The organism is Streptomyces sp. NPDC057307 (genome assembly GCF_042667665.1).
Lineage (GTDB): Bacteria > Actinomycetota > Actinomycetes > Streptomycetales > Streptomycetaceae > Streptomyces.
This window is the reverse complement of sequence record NZ_JBHUZM010000012.1, coordinates 89,955-110,031: the sequence shown is the minus strand read 5'-3', so window position 1 is coordinate 110,031 and position 20,077 is coordinate 89,955. Positions and strand designations below refer to the sequence as shown.

The following is a 20,077-nucleotide window of genomic DNA, read 5'->3' as shown; positions in this document are numbered from 1 at the left end:
TCCCTGAATTGGGAGGGGCGGGGCCGCCGTCGGATGCTCCGGGCTGCGCCAGGCAGCCGCTCGGCTACTTCTGGACGCCGAAGATCGGGACAAGCGAGTCGGGCAGCTTGTCGTTGCAGGCCAGTTGGCCCGTCTTCGTCAGCGCGTCGTTCACGCACGTGTAGTAGTCGCGGTAGACGAGCTGCACGGTGAACGTCGCCGCCACGACCAGCAGCGCGATGGACGCCGTCACGATCCCGCTCACCGCGGCCGTCGTCTGCGGCTTGTGCGCTGTCGTGCCCTGCGCCGTCGTGCCCTGCGCCGGGGCGCCGGGCGGCGTACTCGGGACCGGCGGTGCGTCCGTGGTGGTCGGCGCGGGAGACGTCGTACCGGAGTCCGAGCCGGAGCCGACCCCCTCGCGGCCCGAAGTCGTCCCCACGTCCGAACGGCTCGCGCCCGTGCCGCCGTCGACCGGCGTACGCGGCAGCGGAGCCTTGGCCCGCAGCGAACTGATGCCCCAGTACAGCGCGAGTGCCCCGAGGAGCAGGGCGACCTCCGGGAAGTCGAAGAGGGCGAAGAAGAACGCCCACATGCCCGAGAGGATCGAGTACCGGGCGCGGCGCTGGAACGGGTCGGTCGGATCCCAGCGCAGCCCCCTGCCGGGGCGCCCGTCCGGGCCGTCCTGGCGGCCACCGGGACCAGCGGGGCCGTTCTGCTGGCCGCCCGGTCCGTTCTGGCCGCCGGGCCTGCCGCCGAAGCCGCCCGACGAGCGGCCCGGCTGACGGCTGCTCCACTGGCTGCCCCAGGACGAACGGTCACCGCCCGACGACTGGTCGTCCGGCGTCCCGCCGTTCTGGGGGTGGCGCGGCTGCCACGGCTGGTCGGGCCTGTCCTCCGGCGGCGGCGCGAACGGATTGTCGTCGGAGGACCCCGAGGACCCGGAGGATCCTGAAGAACCCGAGGCCCCTGAGGAGCCCGAGGATCCGTCGCCGCCGGAACCTCCCGAACCTCCCGATCCTCCCGAACCTCCGGAACTCCCCGAAGAACCCGAGGACCCCGAAGAGCCCTCCGGCCCGGAGGACCCGGCGGACGAGGACTGGCGTTCCCGCAGCAGAAGCACCGGCCCGGTGAGCTGCGGGACAGGGAGTGCCGTGCGGTGTCGTCGGTCCGGCATCTGGTGAACGTCTTCCCCTCAGACCCTTGGCGCAAGGGGTCTTGTGTCGTATGGCCCGTCTGGAGACAGGTCCGTGTCCCCAGACGCTACCTCCCGGCCGCGCCCCCGTCCCCCGGGGGCCGTTCGGTGTGCCGGTATCGTTGCTGACGGTCGGCTCCTTCGTAGAGTTCCCCGATACGGGAGACACGATTCGTTCGTACGACCACACAAAGCCGCACGACCCGCACGACCAGCGAGGCTGTGCTCGCGTCCAGAAAGGCGTTCCGCCGTGGCCTCCCCGCCGTCCCCGCCCGCCCCCGACGACCCGGTCACCCCGCCGGAATCCGGCTCCACGGTCGAATTCGGCTCCCCGGCCCGGCTCGTGGTCCTTGTCTCCGGCTCCGGTACGAACCTCCAAGCCCTGCTCGACGCCGTCGAGGCCGACCCGCGGGGATACGGCGCCCGCGTCGTCGCCGTCGGCGCCGACCGCGACTCCATCGCCGGTCTGGAGCGTGCCGAACGCGCCGGGCTGCCGACCTTCGTCCGCCGCGTCAAGGACCACGCGACGCGTGACGAGTGGGATGCCGCGCTCACCGAGGCCACCGCCGCGTACGAGCCCGATCTCGTCGTATCGGCCGGCTTCATGAAGATCGTCGGGAAGCGGTTCCTGGCCCGCTTCGGCGGACGGTTCATCAACACCCACCCCGCTCTGCTGCCCAGTTTTCCCGGTGCCCACGGGGTGCGTGACGCGCTCGCGTACGGGGCGAAGGTCACCGGTTGCACCGTCCACTTCGTCGACGACGGCGTCGACACCGGCCCGGTCATCGCGCAAGGCGTGGTCGAGGTGCGGGACGAGGATCACGCGGACGGTGGCACCGCTCTCCATGAGCGCATCAAGGACGTCGAGCGACGGCTGCTCGTCGATGTCGTGGGGCGGCTCGCCCTGCACGGCTACCGCATTGAGGGACGAAAGGTAACAATCCAGTGAGCGTCGAAGAGACCGCCGGAGCGACCGCCGCACAGGCCGTCGAAGGTACGAAGCGGCCCATCCGCCGCGCGCTGGTCAGCGTCTACGACAAGACCGGCCTGGAAGACCTCGCCCGTGGACTGCACGCGGCAGGCGTCACGCTCGTCTCGACCGGCTCCACCGCCGGGAGGATCGCCGCCGCCGGTGTGCCCGTCACCAAGGTCGAGGAGCTGACCGGCTTCCCGGAGACCCTCGACGGCCGCGTCAAGACGCTGCACCCGCGCGTCCACGCCGGCATCCTCGCCGACCAGCGGCTCGCCTCGCACCGCGAGCAGCTCGCCGAACTGGACATCGAGCCCTTCGAGCTGGTCGTCTCCAACCTCTATCCCTTCCGCGAGACCGTCGAGTCCGGGGCGACCCCCGACGAGTGCGTCGAGCAGATCGACATCGGCGGCCCGTCCATGGTCCGCGCCGCCGCCAAGAACCACCCGTCGGTCGCCATCGTCACCAGCCCCGCGCGGTACGGGGACGTCCTCGCGGCCGTACAGGACGGTGGGTTCGACCTGACGACGCGCAAGCGGCTCGCCGCCGAGGCGTTCCAGCACACCGCCGCGTACGACGTGGCCGTGGCCTCCTGGTTCGCCGCCGACTACGCCGCCGCTGACGATTCAGCTCTCCCGGACTTCCTCGGCGCGACGTACGAGCGCAAGAACGTCCTGCGCTACGGCGAGAACCCGCACCAGGCCGCCGCGCTCTACACCAGCGGTACCGGCGGACTCGCCGAGGCGGAGCAACTGCACGGCAAGGAGATGAGCTACAACAACTTCACGGACACCGACGCCGCGCGCCGGGCCGCGTACGACCACACCGAGCCGTGCGTCGCGATCATCAAGCACGCCAACCCGTGCGGTATCGCGATCGCCGACGACATCGCCGAGGCGCACCGCAAGGCCCACGCCTGCGACCCGCTGTCCGCGTTCGGCGGCGTCATCGCCGTCAACCGGCCGGTCTCCGTCGCGATGGCCGAGCAGGTCGCGGAGATCTTCACCGAGGTCATCGTCGCGCCCGGTTACGAGGACGGTGCCGTCGAGGTGCTGTCCCGCAAGAAGAACATCCGCGTGCTGCGCTGCGACGGCGGTCCCTCCGCGCCCGTCGAGGTGAAGCCCATCGACGGCGGCGCGCTGCTCCAGGTCGCCGACCGCCTCCAGGCCGACGGCGACGACCCGTCGACCTGGACGCTCGCGACCGGCGACGCCCTGTCGGAGGCTGAGCTGCGGGAGCTGGCCTTCGCGTGGAAGGCGTCCCGCGCGGTCAAGTCCAACGCGATCCTGCTCGCCAAGGACGGCGCGTCCGTCGGCGTCGGCATGGGTCAGGTCAACCGTGTGGACTCGGCGAAGCTCGCCGTGGAGCGCGCGGGCGAGGAGCGGGCCCGTGGGTCGTACGCGGCCTCGGACGCGTTCTTCCCCTTCCCCGACGGACTGGAGATCCTGCTGGACGCGGGCGTCAAGGCCGTGGTGCAGCCGGGTGGTTCGGTGCGTGACGAGCTGACGATCGAGGCCGCGAAGAAGGCGGGCGCGACGATGTACTTCACCGGGACGCGGCACTTCTTCCACTGAGCCGAGCTTGTTGTACGGCAGTGGCCGCCCCCGTACGTCACGGGGGCGGCCATCGCCGTTCACGTCGGACAGACGGACGGATGGGTGGGTCCGTCAGCCGTGCACGGCGCTCGCCCTGTTGTCGAAGGCGCCGAGCGCCGAGGCGTAGCCCGGGGCCGACAGGGTCACGCGGGTCCCCGAGCCGTTCGCGTTCCGGGCCAGGGACGCGTTGTCCCCCCTGCTCTGGTTGTTGCGCCAGGACGAGGTCTTGTTGTCGAAGCCGTAGTTGCCGAGGTTGTCCCAGTACTCGTCGTTGAAGATGAGGCGCCGGCCGCCGCCGTTCTCGTACTGGTACAGGCACACCCAGCCGGACGCGCACGCCGGGGCGCGGGCCGCCAGCGGGTCGGCGGCGCGGTTGTAGCCGGACGCCCGGTCGGCGGCTTCCGTGGTCTCGTAGCAGCGGACGTCGTCCTCCGCGAACACCGCGCAGGCCCGTGCGCCCTGCCACCCGCCGGACAGGTCGATGCTGCGGCCGTCGAACGTGGCCCGCGTCCCCCGGTCGGCCGTCGGGTCGGCCTGTGCGGTCCCGGCCAGACTGCCGAAGGCGAGTGCCGCGCCGATCGTGACTCCCGCCACGGCCGTACGGATCTTGCGCATGGTTACTCCTCCCGCACCACACAGCCGGTGGTGCTTCCCCGTTGTGTCCCTTGTGCCGCCCCTTGACGGCACGACTTCATCGTTCCGCCGGGGCGGTGGGAGAGGTACCTCAGATGTCTCAGGGTGCGGTTCGGGGCGGGGGCGGTGGAGGATGGCTCAGCAGCTCGGCACCCACTTGTGCGACAACGGGGCGTAGAAGCCGGCCAGATTGCCCCGGACACCGACGAGTGTGCAGCCGATCCGTCGGTCGCCGTCAGCCGGGCGGGGTTTCCAGCCGGGCTGCCAGAAGTAGGCCAGGTCGCGGTCGCCCGCGCGCTCCGAGCCGTTGTTGAAGACCGATTTGACGGGGCCGGTCCGGGTCCAGGAGCACGACTCCCCGCCCGTCAGCCAGTTCGGGTCGTCGCCCGTCCAACGGCACATCTCACCGCCCCCGTTGTAGTCGCCGAAGAAGCAGACCGAGCCGGCCGGGCAGCGTTCGTAGCCGTACGCCGGCTCGTCCCGCAGGGCCAGGAGGGCACCGGCCCCGACCACGGCCGCCGCCGTCGTCAGCGCGAAGGCCGCGAGGCGGCGCGGGAAGAGGCCCGGCAGGAGGCGCGGCAGGAGGGGCGCCGGGTCGTGGCGGAGGCGGCGTGGGCGCAGTCGGGGCAGGCGTGCCGCGCGGGACGCACGGGGTGTGTCCGTCGCCCGTTCCGCCCGGCGGAGCAGGGAGGCCGCGTCGTGCCTGCCGCGTTCCTGGTGCGTGCGCGACAGGCAGTCCGTGACGATCTCCCGCCAGGGCCCGGTCAGTTCGGGCGAGAGCCGCAGTTCGTACTCGCCGCGCGCGTAGCGCAGCAGTGTCTCCTTGCGTGCCGTCCGGGTGGCGCCCGGCAGTGGCATGGTGCCGGTCAGGACGAGATGGGCGAGGACGCCGAAGGCCCAGACGTCGGTGCTCGGGCGGGTCTGCCGGCCCCGGTCGCTGATCTCCGCCCACAGCAGCTCGGGCGGTGTGTAGTCGGAGGTGAAGAACGCGGGAGAGTAGGCGTGCGTGCCCTCCAGCTCCGCCGCGAGGTTGAAGTCGCCGAGGCGGGCGGTGCCGTCGGCCATCAGCAGTACGTTGGCGGGCTTGATGTCGCCGTGGATCCAGCCAGCGTGGTGGAGCTGGTGCAGCCCCTCGCAGATCTGGGTGAGGAGGGCGGGGCCGGCCGCCGGTCGCGAGGTACGGGCGAGCAGGGTGTCGAGGGAGCCCTCGGCGCGCTCCAGGACCAGCACGGTGGCACCGTCGAGTTCGGGAGATTCGGGGGCCGAGACGGTCAGGGCCTCGTACATGCGGATCAGCCGGGGGCTTTTGAGCCTGTGGTGCATCTCCAGCTCGCGGTGGGCGAGTTCCTGGAGATGGCGTAAGTGGCGCGGGGTGCAGGTGCCGGTCGGGAGGAACTTGAGCGCCGCCTGCGCCGGAAGGGCGCCGTCCGTCGCGCGTCGGGCCGCGTACACACTGCCGAAGGCGCCGGAGCCGATCGGCTCGCGCACCTCCCAGACGCCGACCCGGAAGCCGTACGGGACGGAGACGGCCAGCGACTCCCGCCTCATGGCGCCGCCGGCCCCGACACCAGCCCCGGCCCCCGCTCCGGCTCCGGGACTGCCGGTTCCGCGTCCAGCACGGCCAGCTCCGCCTCCCGTACGAGATCGAACCGGAGCGCGAGCGAGACCAGCGACTCCTTCTTGCCGTTCAGCCGGGGCCCGCAGTCCGCCGACTCCGGCGGCTGCTTCATCCGGAACTTGACGGCGAGATAGTCGATGTTCCACTGGACGGCCGTGCGGCTCGCCGTCGGCCAGACCCGGCCCAGCCGGTCCACGACCTGGTCGACGGTGGGTGGCGGGGCGTGCGGCGCGCCGCGCAGCCGGGCCTCGCAGAGCGCGGCGAGGACCAGGAAGTAGCGCTTGGTGCGGTCGAGCGGGAACGGGTGCGCCGTCGGCTCGCCGCCGTCGCAGTGGGCGGCGGGCTCGTCGGCGTAATCGTGCCGCGGCGCCCAGATGTCGAAGCTCAGCAGGTCGTCGGCGGCGGGCAGGACGACCCGGGAGAACTCGAACGGGATGGGCGCCTCGATCCGCCCCGGCGCGATCTTGATGTGCTCCCCGGCGCCTTCCGGATTCTCCACGACATACGTGGACGTACGGCTGAGATTGCTCAGCGTCCAGTGGGAGCCCGCGGCGGAGATCTCGCCCGCCCGCCGGGACACACCGTGGTGCGCAATGGTCAGGAAGCCGGTGGGGTCGTCCGCCGGGGTGCGGCCGAACCGCAGCGTCTCGCCCGGAGCGAGCCTCAGCTGCTCGTCGGGGTGCGAACTGCCTATCGGCACGACGATGACGCTGTACATGGAGCTGCCGCCGCTGCCGCCGTACGCGCTGTCGTGTGCCCTGGCCACGGTGATCCCTTCCCCGACTTCCCCGACTTCCCGAACGGAATCTTTGTCAGGATAGGAAGCCACGGGAGCGCGGTCGGTTCCTTGGCGAGGATCAGCCACCGTACGGGGCGACAAACGCCAGAAGGCCGTAAACCCCGCCGTTACGACGGGTGTTACGGCCTTCTGGCATGCGCCCCGGCGTGTGTGCCGGCGGGTTGTGCGCGAGCGCGGTGCGCGTCGGTACGTCAGTAACGGGGGCGCTTGAACCACGCCGCGCCGTCCGCCTTCGACACGAAGACGATCAGCAGAATGCTGAGAACGATGTGGACGATGCCCGCGATGCCACCGAACGGGTAGAGACCCAGGACTATGGTCAGGGCGCCGTAGACGATCAGCGCGGTGCGCAGGCCGCTGCCACCGGACTTGAACTTGATCGCGAGGACGATCGACGCGACGGTCCACACGAACGCGATGAAGGTCATGAACCAGAGCACGCCGCTCGACTGGTCCACCAGGTCCTGGAACTGCGAGTCGTTGGCCAACTCGTCGCTGTCCTTGGCCGCGTTGAGCGCGATCGCGGCGAACAGGAAGATCACGCCGCCGATCAGGCTGAGACCGGAGAGGATCCAGAGGAACACGCGCGACGCCGACACACCGCCCGGCATCTGCTGCGGGACGCCACCGGGGCCACCGGGGTAGCCGCCGTAGCCGGGCTGGACCGGGGGAGCCTGCGGATAGCCGTAGTTGGCGGGCGGCTGCTGGGGCTGGCCCTGCTGCGGGTAGCCGTATCCCGGCTGGCCCTGGGGCTGCTGGCCCTGCTGTCCGTACGGGTTGTTCGGGTCGCCAAAGCTCATGGCGGGTTTCCTCCGTTGGTAATGCGGGGACATCGCGGAACCGAAGGAGGAACGTCACAAAACCGAGCGGTTTGCCCCCCAACACTGCCCGCGCACTGCGCGGCTCATCGTGCTGTTCGGGGTGACTTTTTGTCCAGTCGGTATCCGTATGTGTTGTGCAAGCGCAACCTGGGCCGGGCCGTTGATCTTGGCCGCCCGGCCTCGCGCCGGACGGCGGGCCGAACTCGTACCCGACCCCGTGCGCGACCTCGTACGTTTCCCCGTACCGGACCTTGGATTGGAACAGCGGTGGGGTCATCCGCGAAGATGGACGCATGACCGCCCAAATTCTCGATGGCAAGGCCACCGCAGCCGCGATCAAGTCCGACCTGACCGCCCGCGTGGCGGCCCTCAAGGCGCAGGGCATCACCCCGGGACTCGGGACCCTGCTCGTCGGGGACGACCCGGGCAGCCGTTGGTACGTCAACGGCAAGCACCGCGACTGTGCCGAGGTCGGCATCTCCTCGATCCAGCGTGAGCTGCCCGACACCGCCTCCCAGGAGGAGATCGAGGCAGTCGTACGCGAACTCAACGCCAACCCCGACTGCACCGGCTACATCGTCCAACTCCCGCTCCCCAAGGGCATCGACACCAACCGTGTCCTGGAGCTGATGGACCCGGAGAAGGACGCCGACGGACTGCACCCGATGAGCCTCGGCCGGCTGGTCCTGAACGAGACGGGACCGCTGCCGTGCACCCCGTACGGCATCATCCAGCTGCTGCGCGCGCACGGTGTCGAGATCAAGGGCGCGCATGTCGTGGTCGTCGGGCGCGGGATCACCGTGGGCCGCTCGATCCCGCTGCTGCTCACCCGCAAGTCCGAGAACGCGACCGTGACCCAGTGCCACACCGGCACCCGTGACCTCTCCGCGCATCTGCGGCAGGCCGACATCATCGTGTCGGCGGCCGGGGTGCGCCACATCATCAAGGCGGAGGACGTGAAGCCGGGCGCGGCGGTGCTGGACGTCGGCGTCAGCCGCGACGAGAACGGCAAGATCGCCGGCGACGTCCACCCGGACGTCGCGGGAGTGGCAGGCTGGATCTCACCGAACCCCGGTGGGGTGGGCCCGATGACCCGCGCGCAGCTGCTCGTGAACGTCGTCGAGGCGGCGGAGCGCGCCGGAAGCGGTAGCGGAACGTGAAAGGGGCACCCATGGGTGCTGGTACGAGTCCGGGCGCCGACGCGGCGGCGGAGCCCGGCGGTGGTGGTGACGCCGCGACCGGCGACGCGAGCGAGGCGGTACGTGAGCCGGTGCCGGAGCGGGCGCCCGAGCCCGTACGTGCGGGGGAGGGGGACGGCGACGCGGCCCCCAGCACCTCGCGGCGCTTTCCGACCGTCACCCAGGACACCGCGCGTCCCGAGGGCGGCGGCCGTGCCGCAGCCGGCGACGCTCCGGCGCCCGCCCGTCAGTGGCCGCTGCTGACCGTGCTGGGCGCGACCGGGCTCGGGCTGCTGATCGTCGGGCTCGATTCGTTCGAGCAGTCGTTCCGCTGGGGCACGATCCTGATCGGTGTGGCATTGATCACGGGCGCGATCCTGCGGCGGATCCTGCCGTCGGTCGGCATGCTGGCCGTACGGTCGCGCTTCACCGACATGGTCACGTACGGCCTGCTCGGCGTGGCGATCGTGCTGCTGTCGCTGATGACGCAGCCGGACCCGTGGCTGGAGATCCCGTTCCTGGAGGACGTGGTCCACTCCACGGTTCCGTAAATCCCGCCGACGTTCGACGGACGAAGTACAAGACGGACGAAGTACAAGACGGCGCCCATCCCCTCCCCCGAGTCAGGACGGGCGCCGTCGGCATGGGGCCAGCGTCATGGACGTGCCAAACGGGATCAAGGGGCGGCGGTGGCCTGTGGCACGGAAGTGACCATTCCGGCATGGTGTGATCGCCGGGCAACGGATGCGAGACTGGGGGACGGAATCGGAGACGGCGCGCGAGGGGGCGCGGGGACTGTCCCGAATGCTCCGGTGCACTCCCATTTCTGGAACTGACGCCCTGGCTCCACGCATCCCTTGGGGTAGTCGTCGGCCGGCGTGGGGGCGCGGCACGGCGGAGCACATTCAGGCGCGTGCGGGGGGACAAGGGGGAAGTAATGCCTCGTTGGAAGGCACTACCGGAGGAGCTCGACCCACAGGTCAGGGAGTTCGCCACGCAGCTGCGCAGGCTCGTGGACAAGAGCGGCCTCAGTATCGCCGCCGTCTCGGACCGCACCGGCTACAGCAAGACGTCGTGGGAGCGGTATCTCAACGGGCGGCTGCTCGCGCCCAAGGGCGCGATCGTGGCGCTCGCCGAGGTGACCGGTACGAATCCGCTGCATCTGACGACGATGTGGGAGCTGTCGGAGCGTGCGTGGAGCCGTTCCGAGATGCGTCACGACATGACGATGGAAGCGATCCGGATATCCCAGGCGCGGGACGCGCTGGGCGAGTTCGGAGGCGACCCGGTCGGCGGCCCCGGCGGACGTACGGCGACGCCTCCGCGCCCGGGTCCGGGTACGGGTACGGGTACGGGACCACGGTCCGCCGGCCCCGGTACCGCCGGGGGCTGGCCCACCGTCCGGCCGGTCGGCGACCCCCAGGGCCCGCCGACCGGCTTCCCACCGTCGGCCCCTCCGGAGCCTCCAGCCTCGTCCGGCCAGGGCGGCGGACGCGGCCGGCGCCGGACGACGATATTCGTGGCGGCCCTCGTCGGCGCGCTGCTGGTGATAGCCGGAGCCGTACTGCTCACCGACCTGGGCGGTGGCGGCGACAAGGAGAAGGTTGCCGAACCCCCGTCGGCGAAGCCGACCACCAGCGCGCCCGAACTGCCCGCCGGAGTGAAGTGCGCCGGCGACGACTGCACGGGCGAGGACCCCGAACTCATGGGCTGCGGCGGCGAGTTCGCCGAGACGGCCACAACCGCGACGGTCGGCACGGCGGTCGTGGAGGTCCGCTACAGCAAGACGTGCGGGGTGGCCTGGGCCCGTATCACCCAGGCGGCACCGGGAGACACGGTCGAAATCGCGGCGGACCAGGGCGAGGGCGCGCCCCAGACGGGCACGGTCAACGCCGACAAGGACGCGTACACCCCGATGGTCGCGGTGGCCACGGCCACCGAGGCGAAGGCGTGCGCGACGCTGACGACGGGCGTGGAGGGCTGCACGGCGGCGGGTCGGTGAGACCTCTGGCCGGGCTCACCTGACCGTGATGTGGGGCGCCTCGGTCGGCGGTTGACCGGTCTCGCGGGCGGGCTGCGATTCCCCGAGGGCCGTGTCGGCCCGTTCGCGCCGGGCGGTCAGGACGGCGCCTCGTCGTTGTCCGTGCGGCTGTCCGTGGTGTGCGGGGTGCTTCTGTCGGCGGTTCGGGGGCGGCCGTCGGTCTCGCGGGCGGGTTGCGATTCCGCCGAGGGCCGTATCGGCCCCGTCCGTGCCGGGCCGGTCAGGACGGCGCCTCGCGGGTGTGTTGCGCCGGTGCCACCGAGCGCCGTGTCGGTCAGGTCCGGACCGGGCGGGCCCGCACGGGACCCTTCGTGGGCCGCCCGCCCGCCCGGCCGTGGCGAACCGAGCGCTTCCGTCGGCCTCCCACGGCGTGCGCCACCCACCGTGCGACCGGCGCTCTCATCCAGGCACCGACCCAGCACGCGCTCCAAGTGCGGCACACGCCATGGGCTGCGGTCACGGCGGCGCGCGGCGGCCGGTGGCCACCCTCGCGGGGCGACGGCGGCCCCGCCGTCCCGAGGCTGCCGCGCCCCGTCGCGCCCCGCCCCCTCCCCGTCGGATAGCCTGACCGGCGGTTGTCTCTTCACGTCAAGACAAGATTCGCCCGCCGTCGGAGAGATGGCCCGCACCAGGGGCAGGGCCCCTGCCGCCCGCCGTTCCACCGCTGTCTAACGGAGACCGCCATGACCCGCACTCCCGTGAATGTCACCGTCACCGGCGCAGCCGGCCAGATCGGCTACGCGCTGCTCTTCCGCATCGCGTCCGGCCAACTGCTCGGCGCGGATGTGCCGGTCAGCCTGCGTCTCCTGGAGATCCCGCAGGGGCTGAAGGCCGCCGAGGGCACCGCCATGGAGCTTGACGACTGCGCCTTCCCGCTCCTTCGCGGCATCGAGATCACCGATGACGCCAACGCCGCGTTCTCCGGTGCCAACGTCGCGCTGCTCGTCGGCGCCCGCCCCCGTACCAAGGGCATGGAGCGCGGCGATCTGCTCTCCGCCAACGGTGGCATCTTCAAGCCGCAGGGCAAGGCCATCAACGACAACGCCGCGGACGACATCAAGGTCCTCGTCGTCGGCAACCCGGCCAACACCAACGCGCTCATCGCGCAGGCCGCCGCCCCCGACGTACCGGCCGAGCGGTTCACCGCGATGACCCGCCTCGACCACAACCGCGCGATCTCGCAGCTCGCCGCGAAGACCGGTGCGGCCGTCTCCGACATCCGGCGTCTGACCATCTGGGGCAACCACTCCGCCACCCAGTACCCGGACATCTTCCACGCGGAGATCGCGGGCAAGAACGCCGCCGAGACGGTCAACGACGAGCAGTGGCTCGCCGACACCTTCATCCCGACCGTCGCCAAGCGCGGCGCGGCGATCATCGAGGCCCGTGGCGCCTCCTCGGCGGCCTCCGCCGCCAACGCCGCCATCGACCACGTGCACACCTGGGTCAACGGCACCCCCGAGGGTGACTGGACCTCCATGGGCATCCCGTCGGACGGCTCGTACGGCGTCCCGGAGGGCATCATCTCGTCGTTCCCCGTGACCACGAAGAACGGTGCCTACGAGATTGTCCAGGGCCTGGACATCAACGACTTCTCCCGTGCGCGCATCGACGCCTCGGTGAAGGAGCTGACCGAGGAGCGCGACGCGGTCCGCGAGCTCGGCCTTCTCTGATCGGCAGACGCACTTAGCACGTAGCGCGCGTAGTACGACCAAGCTCCTGGCAGCCGTTCACCCGGCCACCGGGAGCTTTGTCGTGCCGACCGCCACCGGCCCGACCGCCCCCACCCGACCGCCGCCGGCGCGGCAGGCGCCCGCCCGAGGGGGTGTGCCCGTCGAACACCAAGTTGCCGCTTATGTCACCGAGTTGGCCCCCTGTTTCCCCCTTGTTTCGCCATGAACATGGTGACAGCGCGCTGTATCTGGGGCACCATTCCCGCGTCGGTCATCGCGCGTAGACCCGTGCGGCGACCGCGCCGCTCGCTCTGAGGGAAGTTCCGTGTCACCGGACACGGAGCGTCAACCTGTCGCCCCACCGGAGGTTTTCCTAATGCGCCGTCGTCTCGCCATGCCGCTCGCCGCCCTCGCTCTCGCCCTCCCCGCCACCCTGATGTCCGCCAACTCGGCCGCCGCCGCCCCGGCCGACAAGCCGCAGGTCCTGAGCAGTTGGACGCAGACCAGCGCCGCCAGCTACAACTCGTGGGTCTCCGCGCGCGGCAACCAGGGCGCCTGGTCCGCGTACGGCTTCGACTGGTCCACGGACTACTGCTCGTCCTCCCCGGACAACCCCTTCGGCTTCCCGTTCCAGACGTCCTGCGCTCGCCACGACTTCGGCTACCGCAACTACAAGGCGGCCGGTTCGTTCGACGCCAACAAGTCGCGGCTGGACAGCGCGTTCTACGAGGACCTGAAGCGGGTGTGCAACGGCTACTCGGGCGCCACGAAGACCTCGTGCAACGGCACGGCGTGGACGTACTACCAGGCCGTCAGCATCTTCGGCCGCTCCGCGCTGGCCGACGGCAACAAGTCGGTCGCCTGACCGACCTCACGGCGGCCCGATCCGCCGTGACCCCGTACTGAGAGCCCCTCGCCCCCCAGCGAGGGGCTCTCGTGCCGCCCGGGTCCCGGCCGGCCGCGCCCCACCGAAACCCCCACCGGCGAGTGACCCTGAACACTTTCGGCCATCGAACACGCATGCTTCCCCCATCCCGGGGCAGGGGCCCAGATCGCCAGTTGTTGCTGGTGGTGGTGCATATCGGGAACGGAAGGCCAAACGCGACGTGTCGGCACAACAGACCATCTTTGTGGACGGAGAGTGGCGCAAAGCCGCCTCCGGTGCCACACGCGAGATCATCGACCCCGCCGATGCCATGCCGTTCGCGGTGGTGTCCGAGGGCGGGGCCGAGGATGTCGACGCCGCCGTTGACGCCGCGCGCAAGGCTTTCGACGGGGGCGCGGGGGACTGGCCCCGGACGTCCGTCGGCGAGCGGTCCGCGTTGCTGCGGCGGGTCGCCGGACTGCTGCGGCGGGACCGGGAAGCGCTCGGGGCGCTGGAGAGCCGCGACGCCGGCAAGACCGTCGAGGAGGGGCGCGTCGACGTCGACTGCGTCGCCGACGCCTTCGCCTACTTCGCCGATCTCGTGACCAACGAGAGCGGCGGCCGGGTCGTGGACGCCGGGTCCCCGGACGTGCACAGCGTCGTCGTGCACGAACCCGTCGGCGTCTGCGCGCTCATCACGCCCTGGAACTATCCGCTTCTCCAGGCGAGTTGGAAGATTGCCCCGGCGCTCGCCGCGGGCAACACTTTTGTGGTCAAGCCGAGCGAGATCACCCCGCTCAGCACCGTCGCGCTGATCGACCTGCTCACCGAGGCCGGGCTGCCGCCGGGCGTCGCCAATCTGGTGACCGGCGCCGGTGACCCCGTGGGCGCCCGGATGGCCGAGCACCCCGGCGTGGACCTCGTGTCCTTCACCGGCGGACTCGCCAGCGGTACGAAGGTGATGCAGGCCGCCGCGCCCGGCGTGAAGAAGGTCGCGCTGGAGCTGGGCGGGAAGAACCCGAACGTCGTCTTCGCCGACTCCTGCGCCACCGACGAGGGCTTCGACACCGCCGTCGACCAGGCCCTGAACGCCGCGTTCATCCACAGCGGCCAGGTCTGCTCCGCCGGTTCGCGCCTCATCGTCGAGGAGTCGCTGCGCGAGCGCTTCGTCGCCGAACTCGCCCGGCGCGCCGCGAAGATCCGCCTCGGCCGGGGCACCGGCGAGGGCGTCGAGTGCGGACCGCTCGTCTCCGCCCAGCAGTTGGCGAAGACCGAGGAGTACGTCGCGTCCGCAATCGCCGAGGGCGCCGTGCTGCGGTCCGGCGGCAAGCGGCCCGAGTCCGCCGAACTCCGTCCCGCCACCGGGTACTTCTACGAGCCGACCGTCCTCGACCAGTGCCACCGCGAGATGCGGGTCGTCCGCGAGGAGGTCTTCGGCCCCGTACTGACCGTCGAGACCTTCCGTACGGAGGACGAGGCCGTCGCGCTCGCCAACGACACCGAGTACGGACTGGCCGGCGGTGTCTGGACGGCGGACCCCGGCCGCGCCCGGCGCGTCGCCGGACGGCTGCGGCACGGCACCGTCTGGATCAACGACTTCCACCCCTATCTGCCACAGGCCGAGTGGGGCGGCTTCGGCAAGTCCGGCATCGGGCGCGAGCTGGGGCCCGCCGGTCTCGCCGAGTACCGCGAGGCCAAGCACATCTACCAGAACCTCGCGCCGAGGCCGGTGCGCTGGTTCGCCGGCTGACCTAGCGGTCCCGACCACCTGACAGCCAACCACGTGACGGCCAACCGCCCGACGGTCAACTGCCTTACGGCTCAGTCTCGTTACGCCTCGTTACGCGCAAGAACCTTGAACCATCCCAGGGAAGTGGAGTAGACGACACCCATGGCCGAACACGACGCCGCATACGACTACGTCGTCGTCGGAGGCGGCACCGCGGGATCGGTGATCGCCTCCCGGCTCACCGAGGACCCCGCCGTCACCGTCGCCGTCATCGAGGGAGGGCCGTCCGACATCGACCGGCCCGACGTACTGACGCTCCGGCGCTGGATGGGGCTGCTCGGCGGCGAGCTGGACTACGACTACCCGACGACCGAACAGCCGCGCGGCAACTCCCACATCCGGCACAGCCGGGCCCGGGTCCTCGGCGGCTGCTCCTCGCACAACACCCTGATCGCCTTCAAGCCGCTGCCGTCCGACTGGGACGAGTGGGCGGCGGCCGGGGCCGACGGCTGGGACGCGGCGGCCATGGAGCCGTACTTCGGGCGGCTGCGCAACAACATCGTTCCGGTGGACGAGCGTGACCGTAACCCCATCGCCCGCGACTTCGTCGACGCGGCGCAGGCGGCGCTCGGCGTCCCGCGCGTGGAGGGCTTCAACAAGAAGCCCTTCCACGAAGGCGCCGGCTTCTTCGACCTCGCCTACCACCCCGAGAACAACCAGCGGTCCTCCGCCTCGGTGGCGTATCTGCACCCCTTCCTGGACCGGCCCAACCTCCAGCTGCTGCTGGAGACCTGGGCGTACCGGCTGGAGCTGGACGGCACCCGCGCGACCGGCGTGCGCGTACGGGCAGCCGACGGTACGGAGTCGTACGTACGCGCCCGGCGTGAAGTCCTCGTCTGCGCCGGGGCCGTCGACACCCCCCGGCTGCTCCTGCACTCCGGCATCGGGCCGCGCGCCGATCTGGAGGCGCTCGGCATCCCCGTCACGCACGACCTGCCGGGTGTCGGAGAGAACCTGCTCGACCACCCCGAGTCGGTCATCGTCTGGGAGACCGACGGGCCGATCCCCGAGAACTCGGCGATGGACTCCGACGCGGGCCTCTTCGTCCGGCGCGACCCGGACGTCCAGGGCCCGGACCTGATGTTCCACTTCTACCAGATCCCGTTCACGGACAACCCCGAGCGCCTGGGGTACGAACGCCCCGCGCACGGCGTCTCGATGACGCCGAACATCCCCAAGCCCCGCAGCCGGGGCCGCCTCTATCTGACGAGCGCCGACCCCGAGGTCAAACCGGCCCTGGATTTCCGGTACTTCACGGACGAGGACGACTACGACGGCCGCACCCTCGTGGACGGCATCCGGCTCGCCCGGCGGATCGCCGCCGCCGAACCGCTCGCCAACTGGCTGACCCGCGAGGTCTGTCCGGGCCCGGACCTCACCTCCGACGAGGAGCTGAGCGAGTACGCCCGCAAGGTCGCCCACACCGTCTACCACCCCGCCGGCACCTGCCGGATGGGCGCTTCGGGCGACGAACAGGCCGTCGTGGGACCGGATCTGACGATTCGTGGGCTGACCGGGATCCGAATCGCCGACGCGTCCGTCTTTCCCACCATGCCGGCCGTGAATCCGATGATCGGCGTCCTGATGGTCGGCGAGAAGTGCGCCGACCTGCTCACCGCGACAACCGACACGGTCGAGACGGCCGAGACGGTCGAGACGGCCGACGCACCTGCGACAACCGACACCACCAACACAACCGCACCGGGAGGTGATGCGTGATGACCGCCACCGAACCGGTCTTCTCCGTACGCGATCTGTGGAAGGTCTTCGGACCCAAGGCCGACCGAATACCGGGCAACAAGGAGTACGCGGCCCTGTCCGCAGAGGAGTTGAGGGAGCGCACCGGCTGCACCGCCGCCGTCCGCGACGTCTCCTTCGACGTGCACAAGGGCGAGGTCTTCGTCGTCATGGGCCTCTCCGGCTCGGGCAAGTCGACCCTCGTACGCTGTCTGACCCGGCTCATCGAGCCGACGAGCGGACAACTGACCATGGACGGCGAGGACGTCATCGCCATGGACAAGAACCGGCTGCGCGAACTGCGCAGGCACCGCGCCGCCATGGTCTTCCAGCACTTCGGTCTGCTGCCGCACCGCTCCGTCCTCGACAACGTCGCCTACGGCCTGGAGATCCAGGGCATGAGCCGCCCCGAGCGGCGCGCCAAGGCGGCCCAGGTCGCCACCCTGGTCGGCCTCGCCGGCCTGGAGGACCGCCGCCCCGGCCAGCTCTCCGGCGGCCAGCAGCAGCGCGTCGGCCTCGCCCGCGCGCTCGCCGTCGACCCCCAAGTCCTGCTGTTCGACGAGCCGTTCAGCGCCCTCGACCCGCTGATCCGCCGCGACATGCAGGAGGAGGTCATCCGGCTGCACCGCGAGGAGGGCCGCACGATGGTCTTCATCACCCACGACCTGAACGAGGCGCTGCGCCTCGGCGACCGCATCGCGCTGATGCGCGACGGCGGGATCGTACAGCTCGGCACCCCGGAGGAGATCGTCGCCAACCCGGCCGACGACTACGTACGCGACTTCGTCCGCGACGTCCCGCGCGAGCAGGTCATCTCCGTACGCCGCGCCATGCGCCCCGCACGCGACGGCGAGGGCGAGTCGGGTGTCGCGCTCCAGCCGGACACGCTGGTCTCCGACGCCATCGAGGCCGTCGCACGCAGCGGCTCCTACTGCCGGGTCGTGGAGCAGGGCCGGACGCTCGGCGTCGTCGGTTACGAGGAACTGCTCGCCGTCGTCGCGGGGCTGGACGACGAAGCGGAACCCAAGGAGGTGGCGGCGGTATGAGCGCCGCTCCCAATCCGGTGTTCGAGAAGACCGACCGGGCCCCGGGGGACACGGGCGGCGCGGACGACGTACGCGTGGGCAAGACCGACCCGTCCGACGGCGCCCCCGGCCCCTGGGCCCGCCTCGCCGGCAACCCCCGCGCGATGCTGCTCATCGCCGCCGTCCTCGTCGCGATCGTCAGCGCCGCCGTCACCGGCAGCGGCGCCTGGCCGGCCGACCTGACCGTCGACGTACGCTCGCCGCTCGACGACCTCAACCGCTGGCTCGTCGACAACCGCACCACCCACCCCCTCTTTCTCTACTTCCTCCTGCACATCAGCAACTCCGCCGAAAGCTCGGTCGACGGCGTGTTCAGCGTGCTGGAGAGCCTCGGCTTCATCGGTGTCACCCTGGCCGCCGTACTGATCGCCTGGTACGCCGGCGGCGCCGGCCTGCGCCGCCGCGCACTGCGCACCGCCGCCACCGCCCTCGCCACCTTCGCGGTGATCGGGCTGCTCGGCATGTGGGAACCGGCGATGGAGACGCTGGCGCTGATGATCGTCTCCGTCACCGTCGCGGCCCTCGTCGGCGCGCTCCTCGGCCTCGCGGCCGGTCTGTCCGACCGCTGCCAGCGCGTGCTGCGGCCGGTCTTCGACACCATGCAGGTGCTGCCCGCCTTCTCGTACCTGCTGCCGTTCGTGCTGCTCTTCGACATCGGCATCCCGTCGGTCTTCGTCGCGACCGTGATCTACGCGGCCCCGCCGATGGCCCGGCTGACCGCCCTCGGGCTGCGCGGCGCGGACGCCGCCGCACTGGAGGCGTCCGCCTCGCTGGGCGCCAGCTCCTGGCAGCGGCTGGTGACGGCGCGGCTGCCGCTCGCCCGCAAGCAGATGCTCCTCGGCCTCAACCAGACGATCATGATGTGTCTGTCGATGGTCGTCCTCGCCTCGATGATCGGCGCGGGCGGACTCGGCGACGAGATCTTCACGGCGCTCTCCACCGTGGACGTCGGCCTCGCGCTGCCCGCCGGAATCGCCGTCGTCCTGCTGGCGATCTGGCTGGACCGCACGACCGCCGCGGCAGGCGAACAGCTGGAGGACCCCGCCGCCGGGCGCCGTCCCAAGTGGTGGGCGCTCTGGTCCGGCATCGTCGCGGCCGTCGCCGGCGGCGCGGTGCTCGGAGCCGTACTCGGCCGCAAGGAGTGGCCGGAGGCGTGGACCGTCGCGATCAGCGAGCCGGTCAACACCGTCGTCGACTGGATCGAGCGTGAACTCGGCTCCGGCGTACCGGTGCTGGGCGGCACCCTCACCTGGTCCGAAGGCTTTGCGAACTACGTCATCAACCCCGTGCGCGACGCGCTGCTGGCCACCCCCTGGTGGGCGCTGCTCCTCGTCGCCGGTGTGCTGGCGCTGCGGACCGGCTGGAAGGCCGTCGTCACGGTGGTGCTGTCACTGGCCGCGATCGGCGCGATGGGCCTCTGGGACCGCTCGCTCGACACGCTGTCCCAGGTCCTCGCCGCGCTCGTGGTGACCCTGGTCCTCGGCTTCGCCATCGGCATCCTCGCGGCGCGCGTCGAGCGGGTGGAGCGGGTGATCAGGCCGGTGCTCGACATCATGCAGACGATGCCGCAGTTCATCTATCTGATCCCGGTGATCGCGCTGTTCAGCGGTGGCCGCACGGCGGCCGTCGCCGCGGCCGTCGTCTACGCGCTGCCCGCCGTCGTACGCATCACCACCCAGGGAATCCGGCAGATCGACCCGTCGGCCCTGGAGGCCGCGCGCTCGCTCGGCGCCGGTACGGGGCAGCAACTGCGCCAGGTCCAGCTCCCGTTGGCCCGGCCCGCCCTCCAACTTGCCGTCAACCAGGGCGTGGTGCTGGTCCTGGCCATCGTCGTCATCGGCGGCATGATCGGCGGCGGCGCGCTCGGCGTCGACGTGGTGAAGGGCCTGGCCAAGGGCGACCTCGGGCTCGGCATGACGGCCGGTATCGCGATCGTGTGCCTGGGGCTGCTGCTCGACCGGATCTCGCAGCCGAGCGCGGCGGCGAAGGAACGCGCCCTGGTGTGAACGCGCCGTGGGCCCCCGACACCCGCACCGAGAGCTGAAAACCACAGCTGAATCCACAACTGAATCCATAACTGAAACCGCGACAGAAAGAACAAC

The 20,077-nt window shown here is 71.1% G+C and carries 16 protein-coding genes; 11 read left to right on the top strand and 5 right to left on the bottom strand.

Annotated elements, in window-relative coordinates; all coding sequences use genetic code 11:
* Positions 1-64: 64 nt before the first annotated feature.
* Positions 65-1,153: a hypothetical protein gene (locus ACFUN8_RS07855; RefSeq protein WP_383633084.1), complete on the bottom strand. Its 1,089-nt coding sequence runs from the start codon at positions 1,151-1,153 to the stop codon at positions 65-67.
* A gap of 361 nt (positions 1,154-1,514) precedes the next feature.
* On the opposite strand from ACFUN8_RS07855, the gene purN reads away from it, so the two are divergent.
* Both purN and purH read left to right on the top strand, forming a co-directional pair.
* Positions 1,515-2,120, top strand: coding sequence for a phosphoribosylglycinamide formyltransferase (gene purN, locus ACFUN8_RS07850; protein ID WP_383633115.1), 606 nt, complete (start codon positions 1,515-1,517; stop codon positions 2,118-2,120).
* Positions 2,117-3,715, top strand: coding sequence for a bifunctional phosphoribosylaminoimidazolecarboxamide formyltransferase/IMP cyclohydrolase (gene purH, locus ACFUN8_RS07845; RefSeq protein WP_383633081.1), 1,599 nt, complete (start codon positions 2,117-2,119; stop codon positions 3,713-3,715). The genes purN and purH overlap by 4 nt, the downstream gene beginning before the upstream one ends.
* Before the next feature lie 93 nt (positions 3,716-3,808).
* On the opposite strand, the gene ACFUN8_RS07840 is transcribed toward purH, so the two are convergent.
* The 4 genes from ACFUN8_RS07840 to ACFUN8_RS07825 all read right to left on the bottom strand — a co-directional run bounded on the left by ACFUN8_RS07840 (position 3,809) and on the right by ACFUN8_RS07825 (position 7,586).
* Positions 3,809-4,351, bottom strand: coding sequence for a peptidase inhibitor family I36 protein (locus ACFUN8_RS07840; RefSeq protein ID WP_383633078.1), 543 nt, complete (start codon positions 4,349-4,351; stop codon positions 3,809-3,811).
* Between the two features lie 156 nt (positions 4,352-4,507).
* Positions 4,508-5,917, bottom strand: coding sequence for a protein kinase (locus ACFUN8_RS07835; protein ID WP_383633075.1), 1,410 nt, complete (start codon positions 5,915-5,917; stop codon positions 4,508-4,510).
* Positions 5,914-6,705, bottom strand: a complete 792-nt coding sequence (locus ACFUN8_RS07830) for an FHA domain-containing protein (RefSeq protein WP_383633112.1) — start codon at positions 6,703-6,705, stop codon at positions 5,914-5,916. The genes ACFUN8_RS07835 and ACFUN8_RS07830 overlap by 4 nt, the downstream gene beginning before the upstream one ends.
* A 272-nt stretch (positions 6,706-6,977) precedes the next feature.
* On the bottom strand, positions 6,978-7,586 hold the full coding sequence (locus ACFUN8_RS07825) for a hypothetical protein (protein WP_383633072.1): 609 nt from the start codon (positions 7,584-7,586) through the stop codon (positions 6,978-6,980).
* A 314-nt stretch (positions 7,587-7,900) separates the two neighbouring features.
* On the opposite strand from ACFUN8_RS07825, the gene ACFUN8_RS07820 reads away from it, so the two are divergent.
* The 9 genes from ACFUN8_RS07820 (at position 7,901) to ACFUN8_RS07780 (ending at position 19,981) form a co-directional block, all read left to right on the top strand.
* Entirely contained in the window at positions 7,901-8,767 is an 867-nt protein-coding gene (locus tag ACFUN8_RS07820; protein ID WP_383633069.1) for a bifunctional methylenetetrahydrofolate dehydrogenase/methenyltetrahydrofolate cyclohydrolase, read from the top strand.
* 11 nt (positions 8,768-8,778) lie between these two features.
* On the top strand, positions 8,779-9,336 hold the full coding sequence (locus ACFUN8_RS07815; protein ID WP_383633066.1) for a DUF3017 domain-containing protein: 558 nt from the start codon (positions 8,779-8,781) through the stop codon (positions 9,334-9,336).
* Between the two features lie 386 nt (positions 9,337-9,722).
* Positions 9,723-10,787, top strand: a complete 1,065-nt coding sequence (locus tag ACFUN8_RS07810; protein ID WP_383633063.1) for an XRE family transcriptional regulator — start codon at positions 9,723-9,725, stop codon at positions 10,785-10,787.
* A gap of 722 nt (positions 10,788-11,509) precedes the next feature.
* Complete coding sequence (locus ACFUN8_RS07805; protein ID WP_383633060.1) at positions 11,510-12,499, top strand: malate dehydrogenase; 990 nt, start codon at positions 11,510-11,512, stop codon at positions 12,497-12,499.
* 376 nt (positions 12,500-12,875) lie between these two features.
* Entirely contained in the window at positions 12,876-13,364 is a 489-nt protein-coding gene (locus ACFUN8_RS07800) for a phospholipase (protein ID WP_383633056.1), read from the top strand.
* Between the two features lie 241 nt (positions 13,365-13,605).
* Positions 13,606-15,114 (top strand): aldehyde dehydrogenase family protein, encoded by a 1,509-nt coding sequence (locus ACFUN8_RS07795; protein ID WP_383633053.1) that lies wholly within the window; start codon positions 13,606-13,608, stop codon positions 15,112-15,114.
* A gap of 141 nt (positions 15,115-15,255) precedes the next feature.
* Positions 15,256-16,872 carry a GMC family oxidoreductase gene (locus ACFUN8_RS07790; RefSeq protein WP_383633050.1) on the top strand — a complete coding sequence of 539 codons (1,617 nt, stop codon included), beginning with the start codon at positions 15,256-15,258 and terminating at the stop codon, positions 16,870-16,872.
* Positions 16,872-17,936 carry a glycine betaine/L-proline ABC transporter ATP-binding protein gene (locus ACFUN8_RS07785; protein WP_382565273.1) on the top strand — a complete coding sequence of 355 codons (1,065 nt, stop codon included), beginning with the start codon at positions 16,872-16,874 and terminating at the stop codon, positions 17,934-17,936. Before ACFUN8_RS07790 ends, ACFUN8_RS07785 begins: the two co-directional genes overlap by 1 nt.
* Positions 17,933-19,981 (top strand): ABC transporter permease, encoded by a 2,049-nt coding sequence (locus ACFUN8_RS07780; protein ID WP_383633046.1) that lies wholly within the window; start codon positions 17,933-17,935, stop codon positions 19,979-19,981. The genes ACFUN8_RS07785 and ACFUN8_RS07780 overlap by 4 nt, the downstream gene beginning before the upstream one ends.
* Positions 19,982-20,077 lie beyond the last annotated feature (96 nt).

What these genes read in the sequence shown, in the direction of transcription:
- ACFUN8_RS07855 (WP_383633084.1), bottom strand. Translation starts at nt 1,153, where the DNA reads ATGCCGGACCGACGACACCGCACGGCACTCCCTGTCCCGCAGCTCACC.
- ACFUN8_RS07840 (WP_383633078.1), bottom strand. Translation starts at nt 4,351, where the DNA reads ATGCGCAAGATCCGTACGGCCGTGGCGGGAGTCACGATCGGCGCGGCA.
- ACFUN8_RS07835 (WP_383633075.1), bottom strand. Translation starts at nt 5,917, where the DNA reads ATGAGGCGGGAGTCGCTGGCCGTCTCCGTCCCGTACGGCTTCCGGGTC.
- ACFUN8_RS07830 (WP_383633112.1), bottom strand. Translation starts at nt 6,705, where the DNA reads ATGTACAGCGTCATCGTCGTGCCGATAGGCAGTTCGCACCCCGACGAG.
- ACFUN8_RS07825 (WP_383633072.1), bottom strand. Translation starts at nt 7,586, where the DNA reads ATGAGCTTTGGCGACCCGAACAACCCGTACGGACAGCAGGGCCAGCAG.
- ACFUN8_RS07820 (WP_383633069.1), top strand. Translation starts at nt 7,901, where the DNA reads ATGACCGCCCAAATTCTCGATGGCAAGGCCACCGCAGCCGCGATCAAG.
- ACFUN8_RS07815 (WP_383633066.1), top strand. Translation starts at nt 8,779, where the DNA reads ATGGGTGCTGGTACGAGTCCGGGCGCCGACGCGGCGGCGGAGCCCGGC.
- ACFUN8_RS07810 (WP_383633063.1), top strand. Translation starts at nt 9,723, where the DNA reads ATGCCTCGTTGGAAGGCACTACCGGAGGAGCTCGACCCACAGGTCAGG.
- ACFUN8_RS07805 (WP_383633060.1), top strand. Translation starts at nt 11,510, where the DNA reads ATGACCCGCACTCCCGTGAATGTCACCGTCACCGGCGCAGCCGGCCAG.
- ACFUN8_RS07800 (WP_383633056.1), top strand. Translation starts at nt 12,876, where the DNA reads ATGCGCCGTCGTCTCGCCATGCCGCTCGCCGCCCTCGCTCTCGCCCTC.
- ACFUN8_RS07790 (WP_383633050.1), top strand. Translation starts at nt 15,256, where the DNA reads ATGGCCGAACACGACGCCGCATACGACTACGTCGTCGTCGGAGGCGGC.
- ACFUN8_RS07785 (WP_382565273.1), top strand. Translation starts at nt 16,872, where the DNA reads ATGACCGCCACCGAACCGGTCTTCTCCGTACGCGATCTGTGGAAGGTC.
- ACFUN8_RS07780 (WP_383633046.1), top strand. Translation starts at nt 17,933, where the DNA reads ATGAGCGCCGCTCCCAATCCGGTGTTCGAGAAGACCGACCGGGCCCCG.